This window comes from Aeromonas sp. QDB31 (assembly GCF_027707605.1).
Classification (GTDB): domain Bacteria; phylum Pseudomonadota; class Gammaproteobacteria; order Enterobacterales; family Aeromonadaceae; genus Aeromonas; species Aeromonas media.
This window is the reverse complement of sequence record NZ_JAPCIX010000006.1, coordinates 106,274-131,647: the sequence shown is the minus strand read 5'-3', so window position 1 is coordinate 131,647 and position 25,374 is coordinate 106,274. Positions and strand designations below refer to the sequence as shown.

Annotated in this window: 23 protein-coding genes and 1 tRNA gene; 14 read left to right on the top strand and 10 right to left on the bottom strand. The window is 61.8% G+C overall.

The features are described 5' to 3' along the window. The first annotated feature begins 37 nt into the window (after positions 1-37). Positions 38-1,372 (top strand): sigma-54-dependent transcriptional regulator, encoded by a 1,335-nt coding sequence (locus tag PG898_RS08675; RefSeq protein WP_053288348.1) that lies wholly within the window; start codon positions 38-40, stop codon positions 1,370-1,372. Between the two features lie 107 nt (positions 1,373-1,479). Continuing rightward, positions 1,480-2,241, top strand: coding sequence for a Nif3-like dinuclear metal center hexameric protein (locus PG898_RS08670; RefSeq protein WP_160839200.1), 762 nt, complete (start codon positions 1,480-1,482; stop codon positions 2,239-2,241). A gap of 114 nt (positions 2,242-2,355) precedes the next feature. Here PG898_RS08670 and purN read toward each other — a convergent pair whose 3' ends face one another. Together purN and purM are read right to left on the bottom strand one after the other, a co-directional pair. Continuing rightward, positions 2,356-2,994, bottom strand: coding sequence for a phosphoribosylglycinamide formyltransferase (gene purN, locus PG898_RS08665; protein WP_171268851.1), 639 nt, complete (start codon positions 2,992-2,994; stop codon positions 2,356-2,358). An 8-nt stretch (positions 2,995-3,002) separates the two neighbouring features. Then, positions 3,003-4,040: a phosphoribosylformylglycinamidine cyclo-ligase gene (purM, locus tag PG898_RS08660; protein ID WP_270823768.1), complete on the bottom strand. Its 1,038-nt coding sequence runs from the start codon at positions 4,038-4,040 to the stop codon at positions 3,003-3,005. A 175-nt stretch (positions 4,041-4,215) separates the two neighbouring features. On the opposite strand from purM, the gene upp reads away from it, so the two are divergent. The 3 genes from upp (at position 4,216) to hda (ending at position 6,818) form a co-directional block, all read left to right on the top strand. Further along, complete coding sequence (gene upp / locus PG898_RS08655; RefSeq protein ID WP_005302745.1) at positions 4,216-4,842, top strand: uracil phosphoribosyltransferase; 627 nt, start codon at positions 4,216-4,218, stop codon at positions 4,840-4,842. 143 nt (positions 4,843-4,985) lie between these two features. Further along, the gene (locus PG898_RS08650; RefSeq protein ID WP_041206043.1) at positions 4,986-6,014 is read left to right on the top strand and encodes a DUF2066 domain-containing protein; all 1,029 of its coding nucleotides are present in this window, start codon (positions 4,986-4,988) and stop codon (positions 6,012-6,014) included. 102 nt (positions 6,015-6,116) lie between these two features. Further along, positions 6,117-6,818 (top strand): DnaA inactivator Hda, encoded by a 702-nt coding sequence (hda, locus tag PG898_RS08645; protein ID WP_005331956.1) that lies wholly within the window; start codon positions 6,117-6,119, stop codon positions 6,816-6,818. A 100-nt stretch (positions 6,819-6,918) separates the two neighbouring features. Here hda and aceA read toward each other — a convergent pair whose 3' ends face one another. From aceA to PG898_RS08625, 4 genes are all read right to left on the bottom strand, one after another. Further along, the gene (gene aceA, locus PG898_RS08640) at positions 6,919-8,232 is read right to left on the bottom strand and encodes an isocitrate lyase (RefSeq protein WP_039040251.1); all 1,314 of its coding nucleotides are present in this window, start codon (positions 8,230-8,232) and stop codon (positions 6,919-6,921) included. A gap of 69 nt (positions 8,233-8,301) precedes the next feature. Next, the gene (aceB, locus tag PG898_RS08635; RefSeq protein WP_270823770.1) at positions 8,302-9,909 is read right to left on the bottom strand and encodes a malate synthase A; all 1,608 of its coding nucleotides are present in this window, start codon (positions 9,907-9,909) and stop codon (positions 8,302-8,304) included. 703 nt (positions 9,910-10,612) lie between these two features. Continuing rightward, positions 10,613-10,753, bottom strand: a complete 141-nt coding sequence (locus PG898_RS08630; RefSeq protein WP_167332172.1) for a hypothetical protein — start codon at positions 10,751-10,753, stop codon at positions 10,613-10,615. A 259-nt stretch (positions 10,754-11,012) separates the two neighbouring features. After that, positions 11,013-11,089: transfer RNA gene (locus PG898_RS08625), tRNA-Pro, on the bottom strand. 271 nt (positions 11,090-11,360) lie between these two features. Between PG898_RS08625 and tadA the strand changes: the two genes are divergently transcribed. From tadA to PG898_RS08580, 9 genes are all read left to right on the top strand, one after another. Beyond that, positions 11,361-11,900, top strand: a complete 540-nt coding sequence (tadA, locus tag PG898_RS08620; protein WP_081805723.1) for a tRNA adenosine(34) deaminase TadA — start codon at positions 11,361-11,363, stop codon at positions 11,898-11,900. A 203-nt stretch (positions 11,901-12,103) separates the two neighbouring features. Beyond that, positions 12,104-14,341, top strand: a complete 2,238-nt coding sequence (locus tag PG898_RS08615; RefSeq protein ID WP_043128817.1) for an ABC transporter permease subunit — start codon at positions 12,104-12,106, stop codon at positions 14,339-14,341. A 17-nt stretch (positions 14,342-14,358) separates the two neighbouring features. Beyond that, positions 14,359-16,008 carry a phosphate ABC transporter permease PstA gene (gene pstA / locus PG898_RS08610; RefSeq protein ID WP_042649945.1) on the top strand — a complete coding sequence of 550 codons (1,650 nt, stop codon included), beginning with the start codon at positions 14,359-14,361 and terminating at the stop codon, positions 16,006-16,008. Between the two features lie 106 nt (positions 16,009-16,114). Next, positions 16,115-16,933 carry a phosphate ABC transporter ATP-binding protein PstB gene (gene pstB / locus PG898_RS08605; RefSeq protein WP_005328825.1) on the top strand — a complete coding sequence of 273 codons (819 nt, stop codon included), beginning with the start codon at positions 16,115-16,117 and terminating at the stop codon, positions 16,931-16,933. Between the two features lie 90 nt (positions 16,934-17,023). After that, positions 17,024-17,734 (top strand): phosphate signaling complex protein PhoU, encoded by a 711-nt coding sequence (gene phoU / locus PG898_RS08600; RefSeq protein WP_139751100.1) that lies wholly within the window; start codon positions 17,024-17,026, stop codon positions 17,732-17,734. Between the two features lie 192 nt (positions 17,735-17,926). Next, positions 17,927-19,246, top strand: a complete 1,320-nt coding sequence (locus PG898_RS08595) for a hemolysin family protein (RefSeq protein WP_041206040.1) — start codon at positions 17,927-17,929, stop codon at positions 19,244-19,246. Positions 19,247-19,265: 19 nt separating this feature from the next. After that, positions 19,266-19,808 (top strand): hypothetical protein, encoded by a 543-nt coding sequence (locus PG898_RS08590; protein WP_270823771.1) that lies wholly within the window; start codon positions 19,266-19,268, stop codon positions 19,806-19,808. Positions 19,809-20,083: 275 nt separating this feature from the next. Next, positions 20,084-20,986 carry a homocysteine S-methyltransferase family protein gene (locus PG898_RS08585; RefSeq protein ID WP_270823772.1) on the top strand — a complete coding sequence of 301 codons (903 nt, stop codon included), beginning with the start codon at positions 20,084-20,086 and terminating at the stop codon, positions 20,984-20,986. Positions 20,987-20,995: 9 nt separating this feature from the next. After that, positions 20,996-22,396, top strand: coding sequence for a basic amino acid/polyamine antiporter (locus tag PG898_RS08580; RefSeq protein WP_270823773.1), 1,401 nt, complete (start codon positions 20,996-20,998; stop codon positions 22,394-22,396). A 62-nt stretch (positions 22,397-22,458) separates the two neighbouring features. Here the strand turns inward: PG898_RS08580 and PG898_RS08575 are convergent, their stop codons facing one another. From PG898_RS08575 to PG898_RS08560, 4 genes are all read right to left on the bottom strand, one after another. Next, positions 22,459-23,298 (bottom strand): sterol desaturase family protein, encoded by an 840-nt coding sequence (locus tag PG898_RS08575; protein ID WP_270823774.1) that lies wholly within the window; start codon positions 23,296-23,298, stop codon positions 22,459-22,461. A gap of 213 nt (positions 23,299-23,511) precedes the next feature. Next, a complete protein-coding gene (locus tag PG898_RS08570; protein ID WP_041206038.1) occupies positions 23,512-24,255 on the bottom strand; it encodes an amino acid ABC transporter ATP-binding protein in 744 nt (247 codons plus the stop codon). Beyond that, positions 24,239-24,361: a hypothetical protein gene (locus PG898_RS08565; RefSeq protein WP_263684702.1), complete on the bottom strand. Its 123-nt coding sequence runs from the start codon at positions 24,359-24,361 to the stop codon at positions 24,239-24,241. Before PG898_RS08565 ends, PG898_RS08570 begins: the two co-directional genes overlap by 17 nt. Further along, complete coding sequence (locus tag PG898_RS08560) at positions 24,345-25,304, bottom strand: amino acid ABC transporter permease (protein WP_005330345.1); 960 nt, start codon at positions 25,302-25,304, stop codon at positions 24,345-24,347. The genes PG898_RS08565 and PG898_RS08560 overlap by 17 nt, the downstream gene beginning before the upstream one ends. Positions 25,305-25,374 lie beyond the last annotated feature (70 nt).

The window sequence follows — 25,374 nt, the reverse complement described above, 5'->3', positions numbered from 1 at the left end:
TTCTCGACAAGGCCATGTTGGTTGTAGGAGGTGTGGCATGACCCAGGCTCGCATTCTGGTGGTGGAAGATGACAACGGCCTGCGCGAGGCGCTGGTGGATACCCTGCTGCTCGGTGGCTATGAGTGCCGCGAGGTGGACAGCGGCGAGCGGGCCCTGCTTGCCCTGTCCCGTCAGCGCTTTGACATGGTGATCTCCGACATCCAGATGGGGGGCATGGATGGCCTGACCCTGCTCGCCAACATCCGCCAGCAATATCCCCAGGTGCCTGTGCTCCTGATGACTGCCTACGCCAACATCGACGGGGCGGTGCGCGCCATGCGCGAGGGGGCGATCGACTATCTGGCCAAGCCCTTCTCCCCCGAGGTGCTGCTCAACCAGGTCAGCCGTTATGTGCCGGCCCAGAAGGTGGAGAAGCGGGCCGTGGTGTACGGGGACCCTAGGACTGCGGAGCTGTTCCAGCTGGCGACCCGGGTGGCGAGAAGCGAAGCCACCGTCATGGTGACCGGCCCGAGCGGGACGGGCAAGGAGGTGTTGGCTCGCTACATTCACGACCACTCCAACCGGGCAGAACAGGCCTTCGTCGCCATCAACTGCGCCGCCATTCCGGAGAACATGCTGGAAGCGACCCTGTTTGGCTACGAGAAGGGCGCTTTCACCGGTGCGGTGCAGGGGTGCCCTGGCAAGTTCGAGCAGGCTCAGGGAGGAACCCTGCTGCTCGACGAGATCACCGAGATGGATCTGGGACTGCAGGCCAAGCTGCTGCGGGTCTTGCAGGAGAAAGAGGTGGAGCGGCTCGGCAGCCGCAAAATGATCCCCCTCGATGTGCGGGTCATTGCCACCAGCAACCGGGATCTGAAAAAAGCGGTGCAGGACGGGCTGTTCCGCGAAGATCTCTACTACCGCCTCAACGTCTTCCCCCTGCGCTGGACGGCGCTCTGGGAGCGCCCGGGGGACATTCTTCCCCTGGCGGAGCATCTGCTGGCGCTGCATGCCAGCCAGATGGGGCTGCCGACGCCGCAGCTTGCAGAGGGCGCCCGAGAGCGTCTGATGGCTCACCCCTGGCCCGGCAACGTGCGCGAGCTCGACAACGTGGTGCAGCGCGCCCTGATCCTCTGCCCAGACGGCCTCATCGACTGTGAGCACCTGATCCTGGAAGAGACGGACGAGACCCTGGTGCGGCCGCTTGAGCGGCTGTCAGGGGAGGGGCTTGGCGGCGAACTCAAGCTGCAGGAGCACCAGATCATTCTGGACACCCTGCAGGAGTGCAACGGCAGTCGCAAAGCGGTGGCCGACAAGCTCGGCATCAGCCCGCGCACCCTGCGCTACAAGCTGGCCCAGATGCGTGACGCCGGCATCGAGTTGCCCGCCTAGGCCTGACAGGCGCATGGCCTTGCCGGTCCGGCTCGATTATCATGGGCCCTGACGATCGGAATCCGGCTCCCCGCACAGTGCGTGGGGAGCCCAGCTAGGAGACCCCCATGATCTCTCATCGTAAACTGGAAAGCCTGCTCAACCACCTGCTCGAACCCCATGCCATCAAGGATTACTGCCCCAACGGCCTGCAGGTGGAGGGGCGCGAGCGCATTCGCAAGGTGGTGACCGGCGTCACCGCCAGCCAGGCCCTCATCGATGCCGCCGTGGCCGCCGATGCCGACGCCATCCTGGTTCATCACGGCTACTTCTGGAGCGGCGAGCCGGCCCAGATCACCGGCATGAAGCAGCGTCGTCTCAAGACCCTCTTGACCCACGACATCAACCTGTTTGCCTACCACCTGCCGCTGGACGTGCACCCCGAGGTGGGGAACAACGCCCAGCTTGCCAGGCTGCTCGGCATCAAGGTGCGTCGCGGCCTCGAACCCTGGAACAGCAAGAGCGTGGCCATGGTGGGCAAGCTGGAGGAGCCCATGAGCGGCAGCGATTTTGCCAAGCTGATTGGCGAGCGTCTCGGTCGCGAGCCGCTTCATTGTGGTGACAGTGGTCCCGAGCTCATCCGCTCCGTGGCCTGGTGCACCGGCGGTGGCCAGAGCTACATCAGCCAGGCGGCGGAGCAGGGCATCGATGCCTTCATCTCCGGCGAAGCCTCCGAGCAGACCATCCACACTGCCCGCGAGATGGGCATGCACTTCTACGCCGCAGGCCATCACGCCACCGAGCGCTACGGCGTCAAGGCACTGGGAGAGTGGCTCGCCACCGTGCACGGGCTGGAGGTCACCTTTATCGATATCGACAATCCGGTGTAGGGCCGATTAGCCGCGCAGCGGCGTCATCGGACGTGATGACAGCCATTGCGCTGGTCGATAGAAATGACAAGGGAGGCCTGAGCCTCCCTTGTGGTGTCTTACTGCTGCTCGCGGTTACTCGCTGGCATAGCCTGCCAGGCCAAGCTGCTTGCCATCGAGGCAGGCAGACCCTTCTCGCATCTGCAAGCGCCCTTCGCAGAACCACTGCACCACCAGGGGGTAGATGCTGTGTTCCTGGACCTGCACCCGGGCGGCCACCTCGTCGGCACTGTCCCCTTCGAAGATGGGGACGCGAGCCTGCAGGATCACAGGGCCGCCATCCAGCTCCTCGGTGACGAAGTGGACGCTGGCACCGTGCTCGCGCTCCCCATCGTCGATGGCGCGCTGGTGGGTGTGCAGCCCCTGGTATTTCGGCAGCAACGAGGGGTGGATGTTGATCATCCGCCCGGCGAAGTGACGCACCAGATCGGCGCTCAATATCCGCATAAAGCCGGCCAGTACCACCAGATCCGGCTGATAGTCATCCATCAGGGCGAGCAGGGCGACGTCATACTCCGCCCGGCTGGCAAACTGCTGCTGGGCCAGGATGGCTGTCGCCACTCCGGCTTCTTTGGCGCGAACCAGACCATAGGCATCGGCCCTGTTGCTGATGACGCCGACCACTTCACCGGCAACCTTGCCGCTGGCGCAGTGGTCGAGAAGGGTCTGCAGGTTGCTGCCGTTGCCGGAGATCAGCACCAGGATCCGTTTCATGGGGGAGGTCATTTTATGATGACTTGCTCTTCGCCATTGGCCGCCTTGGCGATGTGGCCTATGTGCCAGGCGTTCTCGCCTTCGGCCTTGAGCAGGGCCAGCGCCTTGTCCAGCTGATCCGCCGGCAGGGCGATGATCATGCCGACACCGCAGTTGAAGGTGCGGTACATTTCGTGACAGGTGACGTTGCCAGCCTGCTGCAGCCAGCTGAACACCGCCGGCCACTGCCAGCTCTGCTCGTCGATCACCGCCTGGGTATTGGCGGGCAGCACGCGGGGGATGTTCTCCCAGAAGCCGCCACCCGTGATGTGGGACAGGGCGTGGATCTCGCACTCCTTGATGAGCTTGAGTACCGGCTTCACATAGATGCGGGTCGGCTCCAGCAGGGCGTTGGCCAGGGTGGTGTCACCCAGCGGCTGATGCACATCGGCCTTGGAGACTTCCAGGATCTTGCGCACCAGGGAGAAGCCGTTGGAGTGGGGGCCGCTCGCAGCCAGGGCGATCAGGGCATCCCCTTCGCCGACCTTGCTGCCGTCGATGATTTCGCTCTTCTCCACCACACCGACGCAGAAACCGGCGATGTCGTAGTCTTCCCCTTCATACATGCCCGGCATCTCGGCGGTTTCACCACCTACCAGGGCGCAGCCGGACTGTTCGCAGCCTGCACCTATGCCGGTGACCACGGCGGCGGCGGTGTCTACATCCAGCTTGCCGGTGGCATAGTAGTCGAGGAAGAACAGGGGCTCGGCGCCTTGCACGATGAGGTCATTGACGCACATGGCAACCAGATCGATGCCCACGGTATCGTGCTTCTTCAGATCGATGGCCAGACGCAGCTTGGTGCCCACACCGTCGGTACCGGAGACCAGTACCGGCTCCTTGTAGCCAGCAGGGATTTGACACAGGGCCCCAAAGCCGCCAAGACCACCAAGGACTTCAGGACGACGAGTGCGCTTTGACACGCCCTTGATACGTTCAACCAGTGCATTGCCGGCATCGATATCTACGCCAGCATCCTTGTAGCTCAGTGAGGTTTTGTCAGTCACGCGTATTCCCCGTCATATAGAGAAGTGGAGGGTAAAATTCGGGGCGTATTCTACCAGTGGGCGGGTAAAAGCAGAAAGAAAATCGTTTGCGCGTTTTTGCGTGGAAAAGCTCTACAAGCCGCGGCTTTTGTTGTATGATTCCGCGATTTTTTGGCGCCGGTTCGAGGAGATAGTAATGAAAGTCGTTGAAGTCAAACACCCCCTGGTCAAGCACAAGATCGGCCTGATGCGCGAAGGCGACATCAGCACCAAGCGTTTCCGTGAACTGGCCAAGGAAGTGGGCAGTCTGTTGACCTACGAAGCGACCTCTGACTTCGAAACCGAGAAAGTTACCATCGATGGCTGGAACGGGCCAGTGGAAGTTGACCAGATCAAGGGCAAGAAGGTCACCGTCGTGCCTATCCTGCGCGCCGGTCTTGGCATGATGGATGGTGTGCTCGAGCACATGCCGAGTGCCCGCGTCAGCGTGGTCGGCATCTACCGTGATGAAGAGACCCTGCAGCCGGTTCCCTATTTTGAGAAGATCGTCAGCAACATCGAAGAGCGTCTGGCCCTGGTCATCGACCCCATGCTGGCCACCGGCGGCTCCATGATCGCCACCATCGATCTGCTGAAGAAGAAGGGTTGCCAGTCCATCAAGGTGCTGGTGCTGGTTGCCGCCCCGGAAGGGATCAAGGCGCTGGAAGCCGCTCACCCCGACGTGGAGCTGTTCTGCGCCTCCATCGATCAGGGGCTGAACGAGAAGGGCTACATAGTCCCGGGTCTGGGGGATGCCGGCGACAAGATCTTCGGCACCAAGTAACCCCTGACGCCATAGCCGCTCTCTCTGAGCGCAAACGGAGCCGGCACCTTGCCGGCTCCGTCGTTTATCCCGCCCTCCGGCTTGCTGCCATGCGTGCCTTGCCGCTACCATAAGCAGCATCCCCCATTTCGAGAATCTTCTTTATGCTGAAACGCTTAGCGACTCTCCTCTGCTGTCTGCCACTCGTGGTGTCGGCTGCCCAGGTGACCGACCTCTATCAGGGCAAGGCGCCGACCAGCGGCGACATGACGGCCGCCCAGTCCCAGGCACTGGGGGAGGTGCTCGTCAAGGTGACCGGCAGGCGCGACATCCTCACCCAACCCGAGGTGGCCAAGGCGCTGGCGGCCCCCGGTGACTATGTGCAGCACTACGGCTATCAGGATGTGGGACCGGTCAAGTTTCTCAAGGCCGATTTCAACGTGGCCAAGGTCAATGCCCTGGTAGGCCAGAGCAAGTTCCCCCTGCTGGGGCCCGTCCGCCCGCAAATGGCACTCTGGCTGGTAATAGATGAAGGAGAGCGCCGCATACTGCCGGATCAGTCCAGCGACGGCTGGTCCGCCGCCCTGCGCGGCCAGGCCCAGGCCATGGGGTTGCCGGTCAGCATCCCGCTGATGGATCTCGATGACAACATGGCGGTCAGCGCCACCGATGTCTGGGGCCGCTTCGCCGACCCCATTCTCAAGGCCAGCGAGCGCTATGGCGCCGAGATGGTGGTGTTGGGCAAGCTGACGCCGGAAGGGGATAAGTGGAGCATCGACTGGGGGCTTTATGGCGCCAAGCCGGGAGCTCAGGGCGGCGCAGAGCTTACCGAGCTGACCAAGGGGGCCGGCTCAGGCACCCAGGCCGAGGTGGCACAGGGCATGGCCGATACCCTGACGGGCTGGCTGGTACAACAGTACGGCACTCGCCTGTCCGGGGTCGCCTCCAGCCAGACTCTGGTGGTGGAGGGGCTTGCCGGCATCGATGGCATGATCCAGATACAGAAGATGCTGCAGGGCATGGCCAGCGTCACCAAGGTGGCGATCGGCAAGCTGGAGGGGGACAAGGTCACCTTCAACCTCTCGCTTCAGGGAGACAAGGCCGAGCTGGTAAGGGGCCTGCAACTGGAGAGTCGCCTGCACCAGATCGAAGACAACGAGAGCGGTCTGCGTTACCAATGGTCGCAGCCCTGACGCTTTCTGCTTATCCCAACCGCCCGGCATGACTCGGGCGGTTCTCTATCTGCCATTGCAATGATACACTTGGGCGCAAATATCACAGTCAAAGCCCAACGAGTGAAGCAACCGGCCCAACTGTCTTTAGCCGTACAATTACCGGATGATGAAACCTTCGTCAGTTTCTATCCCGGCAACAACGCCCATCTGATCACCGCCCTCAAGAATGCGGCCATCGGTCAGGGCGCTCCTTTCCTCTATTTCTGGGGAGCCAAGGGCTCCGGACGCTCCCACCTGCTACACGCTACCTGCGCCGAGGTCAATGCCCGCGACGCCGCTGCCGCCTATCTCTCCCTCGATCAGTTCGAGCAGCTGGATCCCAGCATGCTCGACGCCCTTGAAAGCCTGCCGCTGGTCTGTCTCGACAGTCTCGAAGCCATTGCCGGCAATACCGTGTGGGAGCGGGCCCTGTTCGATTTTTACAATCGCTGGAAAGAGAAAGGAGAGGGCACCCTAGTGGTGACGGGGTGCAGTGCACCGCGCAAGCTGGGTCTGCAACTGCCGGACCTCGCCTCCCGCCTGGATTGGGGTGTGAGTTTCCATCTCGACGAGCTCGATGACGAAGGCAAGCTCAGTGCCCTGCAGCTGCGTGCCGAGCTGCGGGGCTTCAAACTGCCCATCGACGTGGGTCGCTTCCTGCTCAACCGCTTGTCCCGCGACATGCGCACCTTGCTCGCCACTCTCAATCAGCTTGACAACGCCTCCTTTCGCGCCAAACGCAAGCTCACCATCCCCTTTGTCAAAGAGATCCTTGAACTCTGAGCCCTTTGGGTGTGCTTGAGCCCGAGCGACGCCGATGCAACGAGTAAAAAGAAACCCCGGCATCAAGCCGGGGTTTTGTCATTTCAAGGGGCACTGCCTATCAGTGGAACTGATCTTCTTCGGTGGAGCCGGTCAGGGCTGTTACTGAAGACTGGCCACCCTGGATGACGGTGGTCACCTTGTCGAAGTAGCCGGTGCCCACCTCCTGCTGGTGCGCCACGAAGGTGTAGCCCCGCTCGGCGGCCGCGAACTCAGGCTGCTGCACCATCTCGACGTAGTGCTTCATGCCCTCGCCGCGAGCGTACTGGTAGGCCAGCTCATACATGTGGAACCACATGTTGTGGATGCCCGCGAGGGTGATGAACTGGTACTTGTAGCCCATGTCGGAGAGCTCCTGCTGGAAGCGGGCGATGGTGGCATCGTCCAGGTTCTTCTTCCAGTTGAAGCTCGGGGAGCAGTTGTAGGCCAGGATCTTGTCCGGGTACTGGGCCTTGATGGCCTCGGCAAACTGGCGCGCCTCGTCCAAATCGGGCTTGGCGGTCTCGCACCACACCATGTCGGCGTAGGGAGCGTAGGCCAGGCCACGGGAGATGGCCTGCTCGATGCCGGCCTGCACCTTGTAGAAGCCCTCGCTGGTGCGCTCGCCGGTCAGGAAGCCGGCATCGTAGGGGTCCGCATCCGTGGTCAGCAGATCCGCCGCGTTGGCGTCGGTGCGGGCGATCACCAGGGTGGTGGTGCCGCAGACGTCCGCCGCGAGGCGGGCCGCGATGAGTTTCTGCACCGCTTCCTGGGTCGGGACCAGCACCTTGCCGCCCATGTGGCCGCACTTCTTCACGGAGGCCAGCTGATCCTCGAAGTGCACGCCGGCGGCGCCCGCCTCGATCATCCCCTTCATCAGCTCGAAGGCGTTCAGCACGCCGCCGAAGCCGGCTTCCGCATCCGCGACGATGGGCAGGAAGTAGTCGATAAAGCCCTTGTCCTGCGGGCCCACCTTGTTGGCCCACTGGATCTGGTCGGCACGGGCGAAGGAGTTGTTGATGCGCTCCACCACCGAGGGCACCGAGTTGGCCGGGTAGAGGGACTGATCCGGGTACATGGTGGAGGAGAGGTTGTTGTCCGCCGCCACCTGCCAGCCGGAGAGGTAGATGGCCTCGATGCCGGCCTTGGCCTGCTGCACCGCCTGACCACCGGTCAGGGCGCCGAGGCAGTTCACATAGCCTTTCTTGGCGCCGCCGTGGATCAGTTCCCACAGCTTGTCGGCACCGCGTTGGGCCAGGGTGTGTGCCGGCTGCAGGCTGCCGCGCAGGTTCACCACGTCTTCGGCGCTGTAGCCGCGCTTGATCCCTTTCCAGCGGGGGTTTTCTGCCCAGTCTTTCTCGATAGCCTGGATCTGTTGCTCACGGGTCAGTGCCATATCAGTTCCCTCTTTCATTGATTTCACGTTTCCATTGACTTGTTATGGGGGCCGTCACCGGCCCGGGTTTCACAGCCGCTCGTAGCCGGGCAGCGTCAGAAAATCGATGAGTGTGTCGGCGCAGGTTATCTCTTCCATCAGGGCGTTCGCCTCGGCAAAGCGACCGGCCTGCCAGCGCGCCTCGCCCACTTCGCGTCTGACCACCTCCTGCTCCTCGGCCAGCATCTGGCGGAACAGCGCCTTGGTCACCACCTGGCCGCTTGACAGGGATTTGCCGTGGCGGATCCACTGCCAGATGGAGGTGCGGGAGATCTCGGCGGTCGCCGCATCTTCCATCAGGCCGTAGATGGGCACGCAGCCGTTGCCGCCTATCCAGGCCTCCAGATACTGCAGGGCGACTCGGATATTGGTGCGCATGCCCGCCTCGGTGCGCTCCCCCTCGCAGGGGGCCAGCAGATCGGTGGCGGTGATGGGGGCATCCTGCTCGCGCAGCACATGGATCTGGTTGCTGGCGCCGGTCGGGATGGCGGCGTTGAAGACCGCCATGGCGGTATCGGCGAGGCCGGGGTGGGCCACCCAGGTGCCGTCGTGGCCGTTGTTTGCCTCACGCTCCTTGTCTGCCTTCACCTTGGCGAATACCTCGGCATTGACCGCCGGATCCTTGGCCGGGATAAAGGCGGCCATGCCGCCCATGGCCAGGGCACCGCGCTTGTGGCAGGTCTTGATCAGCAGCCGCGAGTAGGCGCTCAGGAACGGCTTGTCCATGGTGACCACCTGGCGATCCGGCAGCACCCGATCCCCATGATTTTTAAGGGTCTTGATATAGCTGAAGATATAGTCCCAGCGGCCGCAGTTGAGGGCGACGATGTGATCCTTCATCTGATAGAGCAGCTCGTCCATCTCGAACACCGCCGGCAGGGTTTCGATGAGCACGGTCGCCTTGATGGTGCCGCGGGGCAGGCCGAACCTGTCTTCGGTCCAGGCAAACACCTCGCTCCACCAGCGCCCCTCCAGGTGACTCTGCAGCTTGGGCACGTAGAAGTAGGGGCCGGAGCCCTTGGCCAGCAGCGCCTTGTGGTTGTGCAGGAAGTAGAGCGCGAAGTCGAACAGGCCGCCGGGGATGGGCTCGCCGTCGAAGGTGATGTGCTTCTCCGGCAGGTGCAGGCCGCGCACCCGGCAGACGAGAACGGCCGGATCGGAACTCAGGGTATAGGCCTTCCCCTCCGGGCTCTGGTAGGCAATGGTGCCGTTGACGGCGTCGCGCAGGTTGATCTGACCCTCGATCACCTTGTTCCAGGCCGGCGCCAGGGAGTCTTCGAAGTCCGCCATGAACACCTTGACGTTGGCGTTGAGGGCGTTGATCACCATCTTGCGCTCGACCGGGCCGGTGATCTCCACACGCCTGTCCTGCAGGTCGGCGGGGATGCCACGAATGGTCCAGTTGCCGTCGCGGATGTGAGCGGTTTCGGGCAGGAAGTCCGGCAACTCGCCGCCATCGATGCGGGCCTGGCGAGCCACCCGTTGTTTCAGCAGCTCATTGCGCTGAGGAGCGAAGCGTTCCACCAGTTCGGACACTAGGGCCACCGCATCCGGCGTCAGGATCTGCGCGTAATCGGGAAGCATCTCGCCTTGGATGTGCAGACGGGTGCTGCTGATGGTCTGGGCCGGTGCCGACATAGGTTTCACTCCTTTGAAAGTTACATTTTGAACTTACTAACTACGACTAACGTCTATATCCCTTTCTCTCAAACTCCCCGTAGCAGCGGGGTAACACGACTCATAAGGTGCAAAATAATGCTTGGTTCGTCAACTTGATTTTTAAAACGAGTGTTTTTGGTTGGTGTTTAAGTTTATGTTTTTAAAGTATTTATAAGATTAGCATAAAAGCTCTACGCAGATGGTTATGCTCTCGGTTGACGGAGCCGTCAGGGGGGATGAATGAACCGGGTATGGCACATCGAAAATGTAATTAATTACGTAATAAAATTACCAGTGCAAAAACAAATCCCGACCTTACTCCAGGCTTTGTGAAAACAGCTGTATGAAATACCTACAGCCAACACAGTCAGCATCTGGCGTGCGAAGCCATTGATAGGTGAACTACCGTTTAAAACTGGAAGAGTGAATCTTGCGAAACGGAGGCGTTAGGAGGCGAGTGATGGAAATGACGAGCAATAACGTAGGTTTGTATCAAGGGGCGGGAGCAAGGGAGAGGAGGATGAAGGGGAGCTTAGTAGTGAATAACACCAATTAATAGATGGTTATCAGCATTTTATGGTTATTTTTGTTGGCGGCTTTTTAGCCGGGACGAGATGGGGTGCCGGACAGCAAAACCGGCCTTTCATCCGCGGTGTTGGAGAGGGGCTGGGCCAGATCCGCCTCAGTAGTCATCATCCGGCGCGGCGAGATCGATCACGTCGAGATGCACTGTACCGCCGAGGCTGGCGTCGGTGGATTCGAGTTCGGAATGAGGTGAGGAGATAAGGGGCTGATCGGGCTGAGTGTCAACAGTCTGGGTCATGGGTGCTTGCCTCAATGGATTGCAAGCCGGTTGGTGATTCCCTCACCCTGATGCCACCTCCCTGTCTGATGGCCGGCGGAAAAGTGGCGTATCCTAGCGGGACTTTGTGAAAGCTTCAAGTGGTTCTGTATAAAATTTATTCCGTCACCGCCCTGATGAAAGGCGGTGAGATGGGACAAGAAGAAGGCATGCCAGAGGGAAGGGAGGCAACAGACAAAAAAATAGCCCAGTCGTTTGACTGGGCTATTTTCGGGGAAAATGGTCGGTGTGAGAGGATTCGAACCTCCGACCCTCTACACCCCATGCAGATGCGCTACCTGGCTGCGCTACACACCGACGGAGTCAGCTTGGCTGACGGGAAAGGAGTCTAATAGGATGAACAGTAGGGTGCAACTCCTTTTTTATCAGGGAGATGCCGATTGCTTCTTTATTGTTCAACCAAGATGCGACTTGGGCCCTGGCGGGAGTTTTGGCATAATCGCCGCCCCGTATTGCCAGGAGATTCCGGCATCAAGCTTCTTTGCTGGTCTATCCGATTGTTGCCAATGACCGGCAGACAATAAGCCGCAAGTAAACGCCAGCAACCCGTCAGAGAGAGGAACAGGGTGTGAAATCATCAGACGTCACAGAACCGGTAAGCCAGAGTGAGCAGGACGAGCACTGGATGCGTCATGCCATGGCCCTGGCGGCCAGGGCGGAAGGGATAGGCGAGATCCCGGTCGGTGCCGTGCTGGTGCTGGGGGACGAGGTGGTCGGCGAGGGGTGGAACCGCTCCATCAGCGCCCATGACGCCTGCGCCCATGCGGAGATCATGGCGATCCGTGCTGCCGGTATCACGCTGGAGAACTACCGGCTGCTCGACACCACCCTCTATGTGACCCTGGAGCCCTGCTGCATGTGTGCCGGTGCGCTCATCCACAGCCGGGTGAGGCGGGTGGTTTACGGGGCCCGCGATCTCAAGACCGGGGCTGCGGGCTCGGTGTTCGAGATTTTGCAGGACCCGCGCCACAACCACAGCGTCGAGCTGACGGGCGGTGTGCTGGCAGAGGCGTGTTCGGCCCAGTTATCGGACTTCTTCAGGCGGCGCCGCGCCGAGAAGAAGGCGGCCAGAGAGGCGCTGAAACAAAGTGGTGGCCCAGCCGTCTGAAGCCGACGGGGGAGCAGTCTTGCTCCCACCCTTGATTTCTTCACATATCCTCAAATAAAACAAATGGTTGGCATTTTTATTACCAGCAATGCCCTGCCTGAATCCCCCTCGAAATAACCTCTTCACAGAGGCTCTTGATGTAACAAAACTGTCATGCAACCGCCATATAATGCCGCCAAGCCTAGCTCACATTGAGGTCTTGCATGTCATCGGAATCGTTAAACCTGGTCATGGCGGGCAGTAGAAAACGCCGGATCAAGGATAAATTGGCCAAATACGGCGTCACCACAGGGGGAGCCCTGGTACTGGTGGCGCTGCTGCTTATCTTCTTCTACCTGCTCTATGTGGTGAAACCCATCTTCAATGGCGCCAGCGTAGAGGCAGCCTCCTCTTTTACCCTGCCGACGCAGGGCAAGACGGCATGGCTCGGTGTCGAGGAGCAGAACGAGATAGGGTATCGCTTCAACGACCAGGGTCAGGTCAGTTTCTTCGCCATCAAGGCGGATGATAACGTCAAGGTGGGCCAGGTGCTGGGTCAGACCGGTGTCACCGGTGACGTCAGCGCCGTCGCCGTGCCGGCACCGGGCCAGAAGCTCATCGCCTATGGCTTTGCCGATGGCAAGGCCATTGTGGTGCAGCCCTCTTTCAAGGTCTCCTATCCGAATGACGTGCGTGTCATCGAGCCCAGCCTGCAATATCCCTTCGGCGAAGAGCCCGTGGTGATAGATCCCAAGGGCAAGGCGCTGAACCGCATAGTGTTCGAGGCGACCAAGGACAAGATGGCCACCGCCGCCGTGACCGAGGATGGCCGCGGCGTGATGACGGTGATGAGCGGCGAGGAAAACTTCCTCTCCGGCGAAGTCGAGTGGAGCAGCCAGAACTACAGCATTCCCTCCCTGCCTCGTCACGTGGATCAGATGCTGCTGACCCCCAATCTGCGCATCCTGTTCGTGCGCGAGGGCAATCGCCTGTCGGTCTATGACATCCACAACCTGAGCGATATCTCCCTGCGCGACGTCATGGAGATCAATGCTCCCAACGCCGACGTGACCCAGGTTGCCCTGCTCTCCGGCGCCTCCTCCCTGCTGGTGGGTAATGACAATGGCGTCATCTCCCAGTGGTTCGAGGTGGCAAAGGATGGCAAGCGCCAGTTCACCCAGATCCGTGACTTCAAGGGCGACGGCCCGGTCGCGCTGCTGACCCCGGAGCATTTCCGCAAGGGCTTCATCAGTGCCGCCAAAGATGGCACCATCAACTTCTTCCACGCCACCGGCGAGGCCAAGCTGCTCGGTGAGACCATCGAAGGCGGCGCCCTGGCGGCTCTGGCCATCTCTCCCCGTCACAATCTGTTGCTGACCCAGCAGGGGGATACTTTCAAGGTATTTGACGTGGAAAACGATCACCCCGAGGTGACCTGGTCGGCCCTGTGGCAAGAGGTGTGGTACGAAGGCTATCCCGAGCCCATGTATGTGTGGCAGTCCACCTCCGCCAGCAACGACTTCGAAGCCAAGCTGAGCCTAGTGCCCCTGGTATTCGGGACTCTCAAGGCCTCCTTCTACGCCATGCTGTTCGCGGTACCGCTCGGCGTGGCAGGCGCCATCTACACCGCCTACTTCATGTCGGCGGGCCTGCGTAAATACGTCAAGCCGACGGTGGAGATCATGGCGGCGCTGCCGACCGTCATCCTCGGCTTCCTGGCGGGTCTGTGGCTGGCACCCATCATCGAGGGGGCGCTGCCAGGGGTGATCCTGCTGCTGCTGTTGCTGCCGATGGGCATGTTGCTCACCGCCCTGGTGTGGAACTACCTGCCGGAGCGTGGCCGCTCCTGGCTGCCGGAGGGCTGGCACGCCATCCTGCTCATTCCTGTGCTGCTCCTGATTGGCTGGGGCGCCTTCGCCTTGAGCCCGCTCATCGAGAATGCCTTCATGCACGGGGATTCGCGTATCTGGCTGACCCACGAGATGGGCATCAAGTTTGACCAGCGCAACTCCCTGGTGGTCGGTATCGCCATGGGCTTCGCCGTCATACCCACCATCTTCTCCATCGCCGAGGATGCGGTCTTCTCGGTGCCCAAGCACCTGACCCAGGGCTCGCTGGCGCTCGGCGCCACCCCTTGGCAGACCCTGAGCCGGGTGGTGATCCTGACCGCGAGTCCGGGCATCTTCTCGGCGGTGATGATGGGCCTGGGCCGCGCCGTGGGCGAGACCATGATAGTGCTGATGGCCACCGGCAACACCCCCATCATGGACTTCTCCATGTTCCAGGGGCTGCGTACCCTGGCGGCGAACATAGCGGTGGAAATGCCGGAGTCGGAAGTGGGCAGCTCCCACTACCGGGTGCTCTTCCTCGCGGCCTTCGTCCTCTTCGTATTCACCTTTATGTTCAACACCCTGGCCGAGTTCATCCGTCAGCGGTTGCGTGAAAAGTACAGCTCTCTGTAAGGACTAAGGAATCGACAATGGGTAAGTGGTTTAAATCGGGGGCCCCCTGGATCTGGATGACGGGCGGTGCCGTCAGCCTGAGTCTGGTGGCCGTACTGGGTCTGTTGTTGCTGATCGGCTGGCGCGGTCTGGTCTATTTCTGGCCGCACCCCATCTATGAGTGGCAGCTTGAGGACGCCAGCGGCAACAAGAGCGTGCTGATCGGCGAGATCAATGACCGCGAGATGGTGCCGGTGGAGCGGCTGCGCGCGGCGGGTCAGGCACTGGAGGGGGAGGAGCGCGAGCTGCTGACCCGCTATCTGGTCAAGACCGGCAACCGTGAGTTCGTCGATCTCGATTTTCGCTGGGTGCTGGAGACCGACATCAAGTCCCGTACCCAGCCCGCCGAGCTCGCCATGGTCGAGCGCACCACCAACGGCAACTTCTACGGTTACATCACCTCGGTGAAAGAGGATGGCCGCGAGCTGACCCAGGATATGCATCCAGCCTTGCAGCGGGTGCTGGCCCGAGCCAACGCCCTGTCGGAACAGGCCAACGATCTGCAAAAGGGTGACATCGGCAGCATCAACTATCAGCTCGAGAAGTTGCGCCTCAAGGAGCGCAAGGCGGAGCTGGAAGGGGAGCTGACCGACGCGCTCAAGGCGGATCTCGCCGCGCAGCGTCAGGCCCTGAACGATCGCTATCAGGTGCTGGAGAAGGAACTCTTCTCCCTGCGTGCCCAGGCGGACAGAGACGCCATCACGGTCAAGGACATGCGTGGCGAGCAGGTGACCATGCCCATGTCCAAGGTGCTGGACGTGGTCTGGCCCAACGACATGAGCCTGCCCGCCAAGGTCGGTCACTGGTTCCATCAGATTGGCAAGTTCGTCTCCGACGATCCCCGTGAGGCCAACACCGAGGGCGGCGTCTTCCCGGCCATCTTCGGCACTGTCTTCATGGTGTTGCTGATGGCCATCATAGTGACGCCCCTTGGCGTAGTGGCCGCTGTCTACCTGCACGAGTACGCCGGCAAGAACAGCCTGACCAAGATCATCCGCATCGCGGTGATCAACCTGGCGGGTGTGCCCTCCATCGTCTACGGCGTGTTCGGTCTGGGCTTCTTCGTCTACACGCTCGGTGGTTCCTTGGACCAGCTGTTCTACCCGGAAGCGCTGCCGAGCCCGACCTTTGGCTCCCCCGGTGTCATCTGGTCGGCGCTGACCCTGGCCATCCTGACCCTGCCGGTGGTGATCGTCTCCACCGAAGAGGGGCTGGCCCGGATCCCGAGCACCATTCGTCAGGGCTCCCTGGCACTGGGTGCCACCCAGGCCGAGACCCTGTGGCGCATAGTGCTGCCGATGGCGAGCCCGGCCATCATGACCGGCCTCATCCTGGCCATCGCCCGGGCGGCCGGTGAAGTGGCGCCGCTGATGCTGGTAGGGGTGGTGAAGCTTGCTCCCACGTTGCCGATGGATGGCAACTTCCCGTACCTGCACGTAGAGCGCAAGTTCATGCACCTGGGCTTCCACATCTATGACGTCGGTTTCCAGAGCCCGAACGTCGAGGCGGCGCGGCCCCTGGTCTACGCCACCTCCTTCCTGCTGGTGACGGTGATCGTGGGACTCAACCTGACGGCTATCGGTATCCGTAACCACTTGCGCGAGAAATTCCGGTCGCTGGAACATTAATCCAGCCACCCCCTGAGACAAGAGATGCGCGGCCCGGCGGCCGCCATCAACAGCATGATGGTCGCCGGAGTGTATCCGGCCACCTTGAACTGATTTGAGGTAACAGATGATCAACGTAACACCGACTTCGACCCAGCATACCGCCCTGGACCTGCTCAACCTGAGCCCGGAGCAGACTGCCCTGGAGGTCAAGGATCTCAACCTGTACTACGGCAACAAGCAGGCGCTGTTCAACGTCAACATGAAGATCCCCAAAGGCCAGGTCACCGCCTTTATCGGCCCGTCCGGTTGTGGCAAGTCCACCCTGCTGCGCTGCATCAACCGGATGAACGATCTGGTGGAGATCTGCCGCATCGAGGGGGAGATCCAGCTGCACGGTCACAACATCTACGACAAGAGCGTGGATGTCTCCGCCCTGCGCCGTCAGGTGGGGATGGTGTTCCAGCGCCCTAACCCCTTCCCGAAATCCATCTACGAGAACGTGGTCTATGGCCTGCGCCTGCAGGGCATCAATGACAGACGCACCTTGGACGAAGCGGCCGAGCGCTCACTGCGCGGCGCGGCCCTGTGGGAAGAGGTGAAGGATCGCCTGCACGACAACGCGTTCGGCCTCTCAGGTGGTCAGCAGCAGCGTCTGGTGATCGCCCGTGCCATCGCCATCGAGCCGGAAGTGCTGTTGCTCGATGAACCGACTTCGGCGCTCGACCCCATCTCCACCCTCACCATCGAGGAGCTGATCAACGAGCTCAAGAGCCAGTTCACCGTGGTGATAGTGACCCACAACATGCAGCAGGCGGCGCGGGTGTCGGATCAGACCGCCTTCATGTACATGGGCGAGCTCATCGAGTACTCGAACACCAACACCATCTTCACCACCCCGGCCAAGAAGAAGACCGAGGACTACATCACCGGTCGTTACGGCTAAGAGATGAGGATGACTGACATGAACCACAAGAAACAGATTGGCGGTCGGTTCAACGGCTAAGGCATAATCGGAGCAACAAGGATTATTTGTATGGACAATATGAACCTCAATAAACACATCTCCGGTCAGTTCAATGCCGAGCTCGAGAACGTGCGCAACCAGGTGCTGGTGATGGGCGGTCTGGTGGAGCAGCAGCTGACCGACGCCATCTCCGCCATTCACATCCAGGATCTGGATGCGGCGCGCAAGATAGTGGCCAACGACCACAAGGTCAACGCCATGGAAGTGGCCATAGACGAGGAGTGCACCCGCATCATCGCCAAGCGCCAGCCTACCGCGTCCGACCTGCGCCTGGTGATGGCCATCATCAAGACCATCACCGATCTGGAGCGCATCGGCGATGTGGCGGACAAGATAGCCCGCATGCTGACCGACAACGCCAACAAGCCGCAGCCGCCGTTGGTGTCGCTCGAGAACATGGGCCGTCGCACCATCAAGATGCTGCACGACGTGCTCGACGCCTTCGCCCGCATGGATCTGGAGGCGGCCATCACCGTCTACAAGGAAGACGACAAGGTGGACCGGGAGTACGAGTCCATCATCCGCGAGCTGATGACCTACATGATGGAAGATCCCCGCACCATCCCCCAGGTACTCAACGTCCTGTGGGCGGCGCGCGCCATCGAGCGGGTCGGCGATCGCTGCCAGCACATCTGCGAATACATCGTCTATTACGTCAAGGGTAAGGACGTACGCCACACCAAGGCGGATGAACTGAGCGACCTGCTCGGCAAGCATTGAATCCACGATGAATAAAAAGGCGCGTTAGGCGCCTTTTTTATTGCATTGAGGGGCGGCTTAAGATAACGCGCCCCACGGGGCGCTTTTCTGCTAGAATATTGCCCCTGTGTGAGTCCCGGATGGAGTCACGGTCCGGTTTCCCGGGCCCAGTTTGCCGTCTTGTGCTAAGGCGGCTGTCGCAATAGGTTAATCATGAGTTTTGCCGATAGTTTGTTCTTTCTGATGCTGCTGGTCGCCGGCAGTGTGTTCTTCTCGCTTTCCGAGATCTCTCTCGCCGCCTCCCGCAAGATCAAGTTGCAGGTGATGGCAGACGAGGGCAATCGCCATGCCGAAAAAGTGCTGGCCCTGCAGGCCCAGCCGGGTAACTTCTTTACCGTGGTGCAGATTGGCCTCAATACCGTCGCCATCCTGGGCGGCATCCTGGGCGAATCCGCCCTGAACCCCGCCATCAAGCAGTTCGTCGCCGGCTTCTATCAGGGCCCCTGGCTCGGCCAGATAAGCTCTGCGGCCTCCTTCGTGTTCGTCACCGGCATGTTTATCCTGATCGCCGATCTGATGCCCAAGCGTCTGGCCATGACGATGCCGGAGCGGATCGCCGTGGTGGTGGTGCGCCCCATGCTGCTGTGCGTGACCCTGCTGATGCCGCTGGTGTGGTTCTTCAACGGTCTGGCCAACGCCCTGTTCCGCCTGCTGCGGGTCTCCATGGTGCGCAACGACGAGATCACCTCGGACGATATCTATGCGGTGATGGACGCGGGCGCCGAGGCCGGTGTCATCCAGCGAGAGGAGCATCAGCTCATCGAGAACGTGTTCGAGTTGCAGTCCCTCGGCGTCACCTCCGCCATGACGGCGCGCGAAAGCCTCATCTACTTCACCCTGCAAGAGGGGGAGGAGAGCATCAAGGCCAAGATTGCCGAGCATCCCCACAACAAGTTCCTGGTGTGCGACCACAACCTCGACAGCATCAAGGGGTTCGTGGACGCCAAGGAGCTGCTGATCCGCGTCATCAGCGGCCAGAGCATCGATCTCAACAGCGGATCCCTGGTGCAGAGTGTCATCATCATCCCCGACACCCTGAACCTCTACGAGGCGATGGAGTACTTCAAGAACCACAGGGGCGACTTCGCCGTGGTGATGAACGAGTACGCCCTGGTGGTGGGCATCGTCACCATGAACGACCTGATGAGCACCGTAATGGGGGAGTGGGCCACTCACGTGGTGGAAGAGCAGATCGTCCAGCGGGACGAGAACTCCTGGCTGGTGGACGGGGTCACTCCCATCTCCGACGTCATGCGGGCCTTCGACATCGAGGAGTTCCCGGAGAGTCAGAACTACGAGACCATCGCCGGTTTCATCATGTTCATGCTGCGCAAGATCCCCAAGCGTACCGATTCGGTGAAATACGCGGGCTACAAGTTCGAAGTCGTCGACATCGACAGCTACAAGATCGACCAGCTGCTGGTCACCCGGGTGGAGCCTGTGCTGGCCGAGAAACCCGCCCTGGAATCGTGAAAGGAGTTATCAAGGAGTCATGAAGATGCCGTCTTATTCCCGTGCGCTCGCCTGCGTGGCGCTTGCCCTTGCGCTGGGGGCCTGCAGCCAGAGCGCGCCCCGCAAACCCGCCGCCGCCCCCAAGCCCGTAGCCCCCAAGGCTGTGGCGGTGGCGCCGCAGCCGGATCCCGATGCCGTGGTGCAGAGTGCGGTGGCGGAACCCAGTCCGGTGTTCGATGAGGAGTACCATGGCCCGGATCAGGGGTCACTGGAGTCGGTGACCGCCCTGTTCGCCCGTGGCTACATAGAATCTGCCATGCGTGAAACCATGCTGGCGGCGGTGCACAGCGATTATCCGCTGCTCGGCATGCGGGACGTGCGCCTGACCGATCCTGTGGCCAAATTCCTCACCTCGGCCCAGGCCCGTACCACGGCTCACGACTACCTCTATGCCGGGGTGCAGCGCCGCCTGGGCCGCCCCTTGAGTCCGGCCCAGTGGGAGCAGATCTGGCAAGGGTATCCCCAGCAGGGGCGCGTCTCCGACTGGGTCAAGCAGACCAAGCGGGTACTGGCAGGGCGCTGAGTCGCCAGCCCATCATGCTTCACAAGAGGCCACCCCCCGGGGTGGCCTCTTGTCATTCAGGCCCATGGACCGGGGCCCAGGGTGGCGAGGACGAGGGGCTTCCCTTTGCCACTGTCATCCTGAGCTTGCCCGGATTTGTTCCTAGTTCCCGATTGCCTCTCCCTCTGCTTTGCGCCATGATGCATAGGACATATAGCCGTCTAGATGTTTTGATGGCTTAATGTCTTTTCACACAATAAACACCCGTCATGACGGGGACACGCAGAGAGACAGAGATGGATACAAAGGATTTGTGGGTACTGGATGGCGGCATGGGGCGTGAGCTGGCACGGCGGGGCGCACCGTTTCGCCAGCCAGAGTGGTCGGCCCTGGCCCTGATGGAGGCGCCAGAGACGGTGCGTGAGGTGCATCAGGCCTATGCGGCGAGCGGCGCCCGGGTCATCACCACCAACAGCTATGCCCTGGTGCCGTTTCATATCGGTGCTGAGCGTTTCGCCGCCGAGGGGGAGAGACTGGCGGCGCTGGCCGGCCAGCTGGCGCGGGAGGTAGCCGACGACCAGGGGGGCGCGGTGCAGGTGGCCGGTTCACTGCCACCGCTGTTTGGCTCCTACCGCGCCGATCTGTATCAGGCAGAACGGGTGAGCGAGCTGGCGACCCCGCTTGTTCGGGCGCTCTCCCCCCACGTGGATCTCTGGCTGGCGGAGACCATGAGCCTCATCGCCGAGCCGCTGGCCCTCAAGGCTCTGCTGCCAGGCGATGGCAAGCCGTTCTGGGTCTCTTTCACCCTGGAGGACGAGGCGCCGGGGAGCGAACCCACCCTGCGCTCCGGGGAGCGGGTGGAGGATGCTGTGACCGCGTTGGTGGCGGCCGGGGTGGACGCCATCCTGTTTAACTGTTGCCAGCCCGAGGTGATCGAAGGGGCGCTCAAGGTAGCCGGCGCCGTGTTGCAGGCCCAGGGGCGCACCGACGTTCGCCTCGGCGCCTATGCCAACGCCTTCCCGCCCCAGCCCAAGGAAGCCACCGCCAACGACGGCCTGGACGAGATCCGCGCCGATCTGGGGCCGTTGGATTACCTTGGCTGGGCCGAGCGCTGGCGCGGTGCCGGGGCTTCCCTCATCGGTGGCTGCTGCGGCATAGGCCCGGAACACATTGAGGCACTGGCCAGCCGGCTGCGCTAAGGAGATCCCATGAAAGAGAGCAAGATAGGCCTCTGGTCTCTCACCGCCCTGGTGTTCAGCTCCATGGTGGGGGCGGGGATCTTCAGCCTGCCCCAGAACATGGCCGAGGTGGCCGGTGCCCGCGCCGTGCTGATCGGCTGGGGCGTGACCGGGGTGGGTATTCTGGCCCTGGCCGCGAGCTTCCTCTATCTGTCGCGGCTAAGACCGGATCTCGATGGCGGCATCTACAGCTATGCCCGCGCCGGCTTTGGCGATCTGGTGGGCTTCTTCTCTGCCTGGGGCTATTGGCTCTGTGCCACCATCGGCGTGGTGGGGTATCTGGTGATCGCCTTCGCGGCGCTGGGCAGCTTTGTCGATACGCCGGAGCGGGTCTGGTTTGGCGAGGGCAACACCCTGGCCGCCTTCATCGGCGAGTCCTGCATCCTCTGGGCGGTGCACCTGCTGGTGGCCCGCGGCGTGCAGCAGGCGGCCCTGTTCAACCTGGTGGCGACCCTGGCCAAGAGCCTGCCACTGCTGCTGTTCATCCTGTTCGCCTGCTACTGGTTCGATCCGGTCACCTTCGCGGCGGATCAGCAGGGCAGCACCCTGGCGGTACCGGTCTCCGAGCAGGTGCGCAATACCATGCTGATCACCCTCTGGGTCTTCACCGGCATCGAGGGGGCGGCGGTGCTGTCGGCCCGGGCGAGAAACAAGCGGGACGTGGGCACGGCCACCGTGCTGGGGGTGGTGCTGGCGCTGCTGCTCTATGTGCTCATCTCGGTGCTGGCGCTCGGGATATTGAGTCGCCCCGAGCTCGCGGCCCTGCCCAACCCCTCCATGGCGGGGCTGATGGCCCAGATGACGGGCTCCTGGGGCAAGGTGCTCATCAGCATCGGTCTCATCGTCTCGGTGCTCGCCTCCTACGTGAGCTGGACCCTGTTCTCGGCCGAAGTGCCCTTCAGCGCGGCCCGTCACGGCGCCTTCCCGGCCATCTTCCGGCGCCAGAACCGCAACGGCACCCCCATAGCGTCGCTCTGGCTCACCAGCCTGACGGTGCAGGGCTGCCTGTTGCTGGTGTGGCTGCTCGGCAAGGGGTACACCAACCTGCTGCTCATCTCCACCTCCATGATACTGGTGCCCTATCTGTTGATCGGCCTCTTCCTGCTCAAGCTCTCCTTGAGTGGAGAGGGCAATGGCCTGGTGCGGGCGGTGGCGCTGGTGTCGAGCGGTTACGGTCTCTGGCTGCTCTATGCCGCCGGGGTGGAGTACCTGCTGCTCTCCTTGTTGCTCTACGGGCCGGGTCTGCTGCTGTTTCTCTACAGTCGCCGTCAGCTCGGGGCGGAACAGCGGCTCAGCCTGCGCGAGCGTCTGCTGGCCGGGATAACCCTGGTGAGCCTGGTGCCCGCCATCTGGTCCTTTGCCCACGTCTGAGGGACCTGACGATCAAATGCAAGAGAGCGCCCAAGGGCGCTCTCTTTTTTGTGGCGTGTGGCTCAGGTGTTCCCCGGGCCCGCCGGTTTGCCAAACAGCACCTTGAGCTTCTCTGACCAGGGCAGGCCGCGGGCGTCGCGCAGCATGTCGCGCCACTCGTGGAAGGTGAGGGTGAGGGGGTTGAAGCTGTGGACGGGCTTGGTGATACCGAAGCGACAGGGCTCGGTGGGGTCCTCTTCCACGAAGGTACCAAACAGCCGATCCCAGATAATGAGCACCCCGGCGAAGTTGCGGTCTATGTACTTGGCGTTGCTGGCGTGGTGCACCCTGTGGTGGGAAGGGGTATTGAGGATCCACTCCAGCTTGCCGAGCTTGCCCACCACCTGGGTGTGGACGAAGAACTGGAAGCCCAGGCTGAGGAGCACTGTGGCGACCACGGCCTCGGGGGGGAAGCCGATGAGGATCATCGGGATCCAGAACAGCCACATGCCGGAGACGGGGTACATCAGACTCTGGCGAAAGGCGGTGGAGAGGTTGAGCCGCTCCGAGCTGTGGTGCACCACGTGGGAGGCCCAGAGCCAGCGCACATGGTGGCTCGCAAAGTGGAACAGCCAGTAGCAGAGATCCTGCAACAGGAAGAGCAGCAGCACGCTCCAGAGGTTCAGCTCGATATCCAGCAGCCGCCAGCCCCACAGCGCGTCATAGAGGTAGGCGATGGCGATGGCTGTCAGGGCATCGCCCCCCTGATGCATCAGCGCCAGGGCGGCGTTGGCGAACAGGTCCCGCCACTGGTAGGTGGCGGTGGGAAAGGCCGCGCCGTGTTTGCGCAGATAGAGCATCTCCCAGCCGACGAAGGCCAGAAAGACGGGGGAGAGGTAGAGCAGCAGCAGTTGCACATCCATGTGAGGCATCCGGTTGGACCAGTTGGGTTCCAGCATACCGAATGAATTTAAAATTTCATTAACATCCTTGCTCCGTCCGTGCGGCGGATCGTCAGATGGCGAGAGCCTGTCGCAGGGGAAACGTCAGGGGCGCTGACCCGGGTGATCATGCCGGGAATGTAAGCAGAATAGGGAGCCATGGGCTCCCTCTTCTGCTTTCTACGGCTGTCAGCGTCAGAGCACCTGGCTCAAGAACTGGCGCAGACGCGGGGAGGGGGGATTGTCGAAGAAGTCGGTGGGCTTCTCGTCTACCAGCAGCTCGCCGCTCTCCATGAACAGCACCCTGTCCGCCACTTCCCGGGCGAAGCCCATCTCGTGGGTCACCACCACCATGGTCATGCCCTCTTTGGCCAGGCCCTTCATGACGTCCAGTACCTCGCCCACCATCTCGGGATCCAGGGCGCTGGTGGGCTCGTCAAACAGCATGATGCGCGGCTGCATGGCGAGCGCCCGGGCGATGGCCACCCGCTGCTGCTGGCCGCCGGAGAGCTGGGACGGGTAGCTCTGGGCCTTGTTGGACAGCCCCACTTTCAACAGCAGCGCCTTGGCTCTGTCCTCGGCCTCCTTGCGCGACAACCCCCGCACCTTCTGGGGGGCGAGGCTGATGTTGTCCAGCACGTTCAAGTGGGGGAAGAGGTTGAAGGACTGGAACACCATGCCCACCTCTTCCCGGAGCTTGTTGACATCCCCGGGCTCGGTCAGGCTGATACCATCGACCTCGATATGGCCGTCGTTGATGGTCTCGAGCTGGTTGAGGGTGCGCAGGAAGGTGGATTTTCCGGATCCGCTCGGACCCACTATCACCACCACTTCTCCTTCCGCTACCTGGGTGCTGACGTTCTTGAGGGCGTGCACCTCGGTGCCGTAGAACTTCTCTACACCGCTCGCTTTGATAATCGGATCAGTTGCTTTTCGCATATTTCACCTCCAGACGGCGTACCAGGAAGGCGCGGGGCGTGCCGGTGATGGCAGCACTTCTCGACACAGGTTGAGCGTTGATAATGGGATCAGTTGCTGCGCGCATATTTCACCTCCAGACGGCGTACCAGGAAGGAGAGAGTGCCAGTCAGCACCAGATAGAGCAGGGCCACGGTGAACCACACCTCGAACGGGCTGAAGGTGGAGCTGACCACCTCCCGTCCCGCCTTGGTGAGATCCGTGATGGAGATGACCGAGACCAGGGAGGAGTCCTTGATGAGGTTGATGAACTGGCCCGCGAGCGGCGGCAGCACCCGCTTGAATGCCTGGGGCAGGATCACGTAGCGCATGGTCTGGGCCGCAGTCATGCCGAGGCTTCTGCCCGCCTCCATCTGCCCCTTGTGGATGGAGCTGATGCCGGCCCGCACGATTTCGGCCACATAGGCGCCGGTGAAGACCGCGAGCGCCGCCACCCCGGCGGTGAAGCGATCCAGATTGAGTACAGTGCCGATAAAGAAATAGACGATGAAGATCTGCACCAGCAGCGGGGTGCCGCGAATGAGCTCCACATAGGTGACCGCCAGGTTGCGCAGGGCGGGATTGGGGGAGAGTCTTGCGAGGCCCGCCAGGGTGCCCAGCAGGATGGCGAAGACGCCCGCCACCAGGGAGAGCTTGACCGTGACCCAGACACCCCAGGCGATGGGACCGGCGGTCCAGCTCAGTTGCACATCCAGGGTGTCACCGAGGAAGACGGTATCCCCTTCGGCAACCTGGGCGCCCGTGCTGGCGATGGCCTGGCGACGGTTGGGGTCGAGATCGTCTTGCAGGAAGAGTTGCCCCTTCTCTGCGGCTGTGGTGCCGGTCACCACTGTGCCGTCAAATTCTGCGTACTGTTTCTGCTCGGCCTGGTAGGCGATGTACTGGGGAATGCGTTCCCAGCGCCAGGTGTAATCCACTGCCTGCACGGCCTTGTAGATGCCAAAGATGGCGGCCAGCACCATCAGCAGGAAGACCCCGTGCCAGAGCAGCAGGTTGGGCTGTTTTTCCATCTGTCTTGTGATTTTGGGGTTGATCACTGTCACAACCTCTCTTGTCGTTATTGTGTGGGAGTCTGCGTGA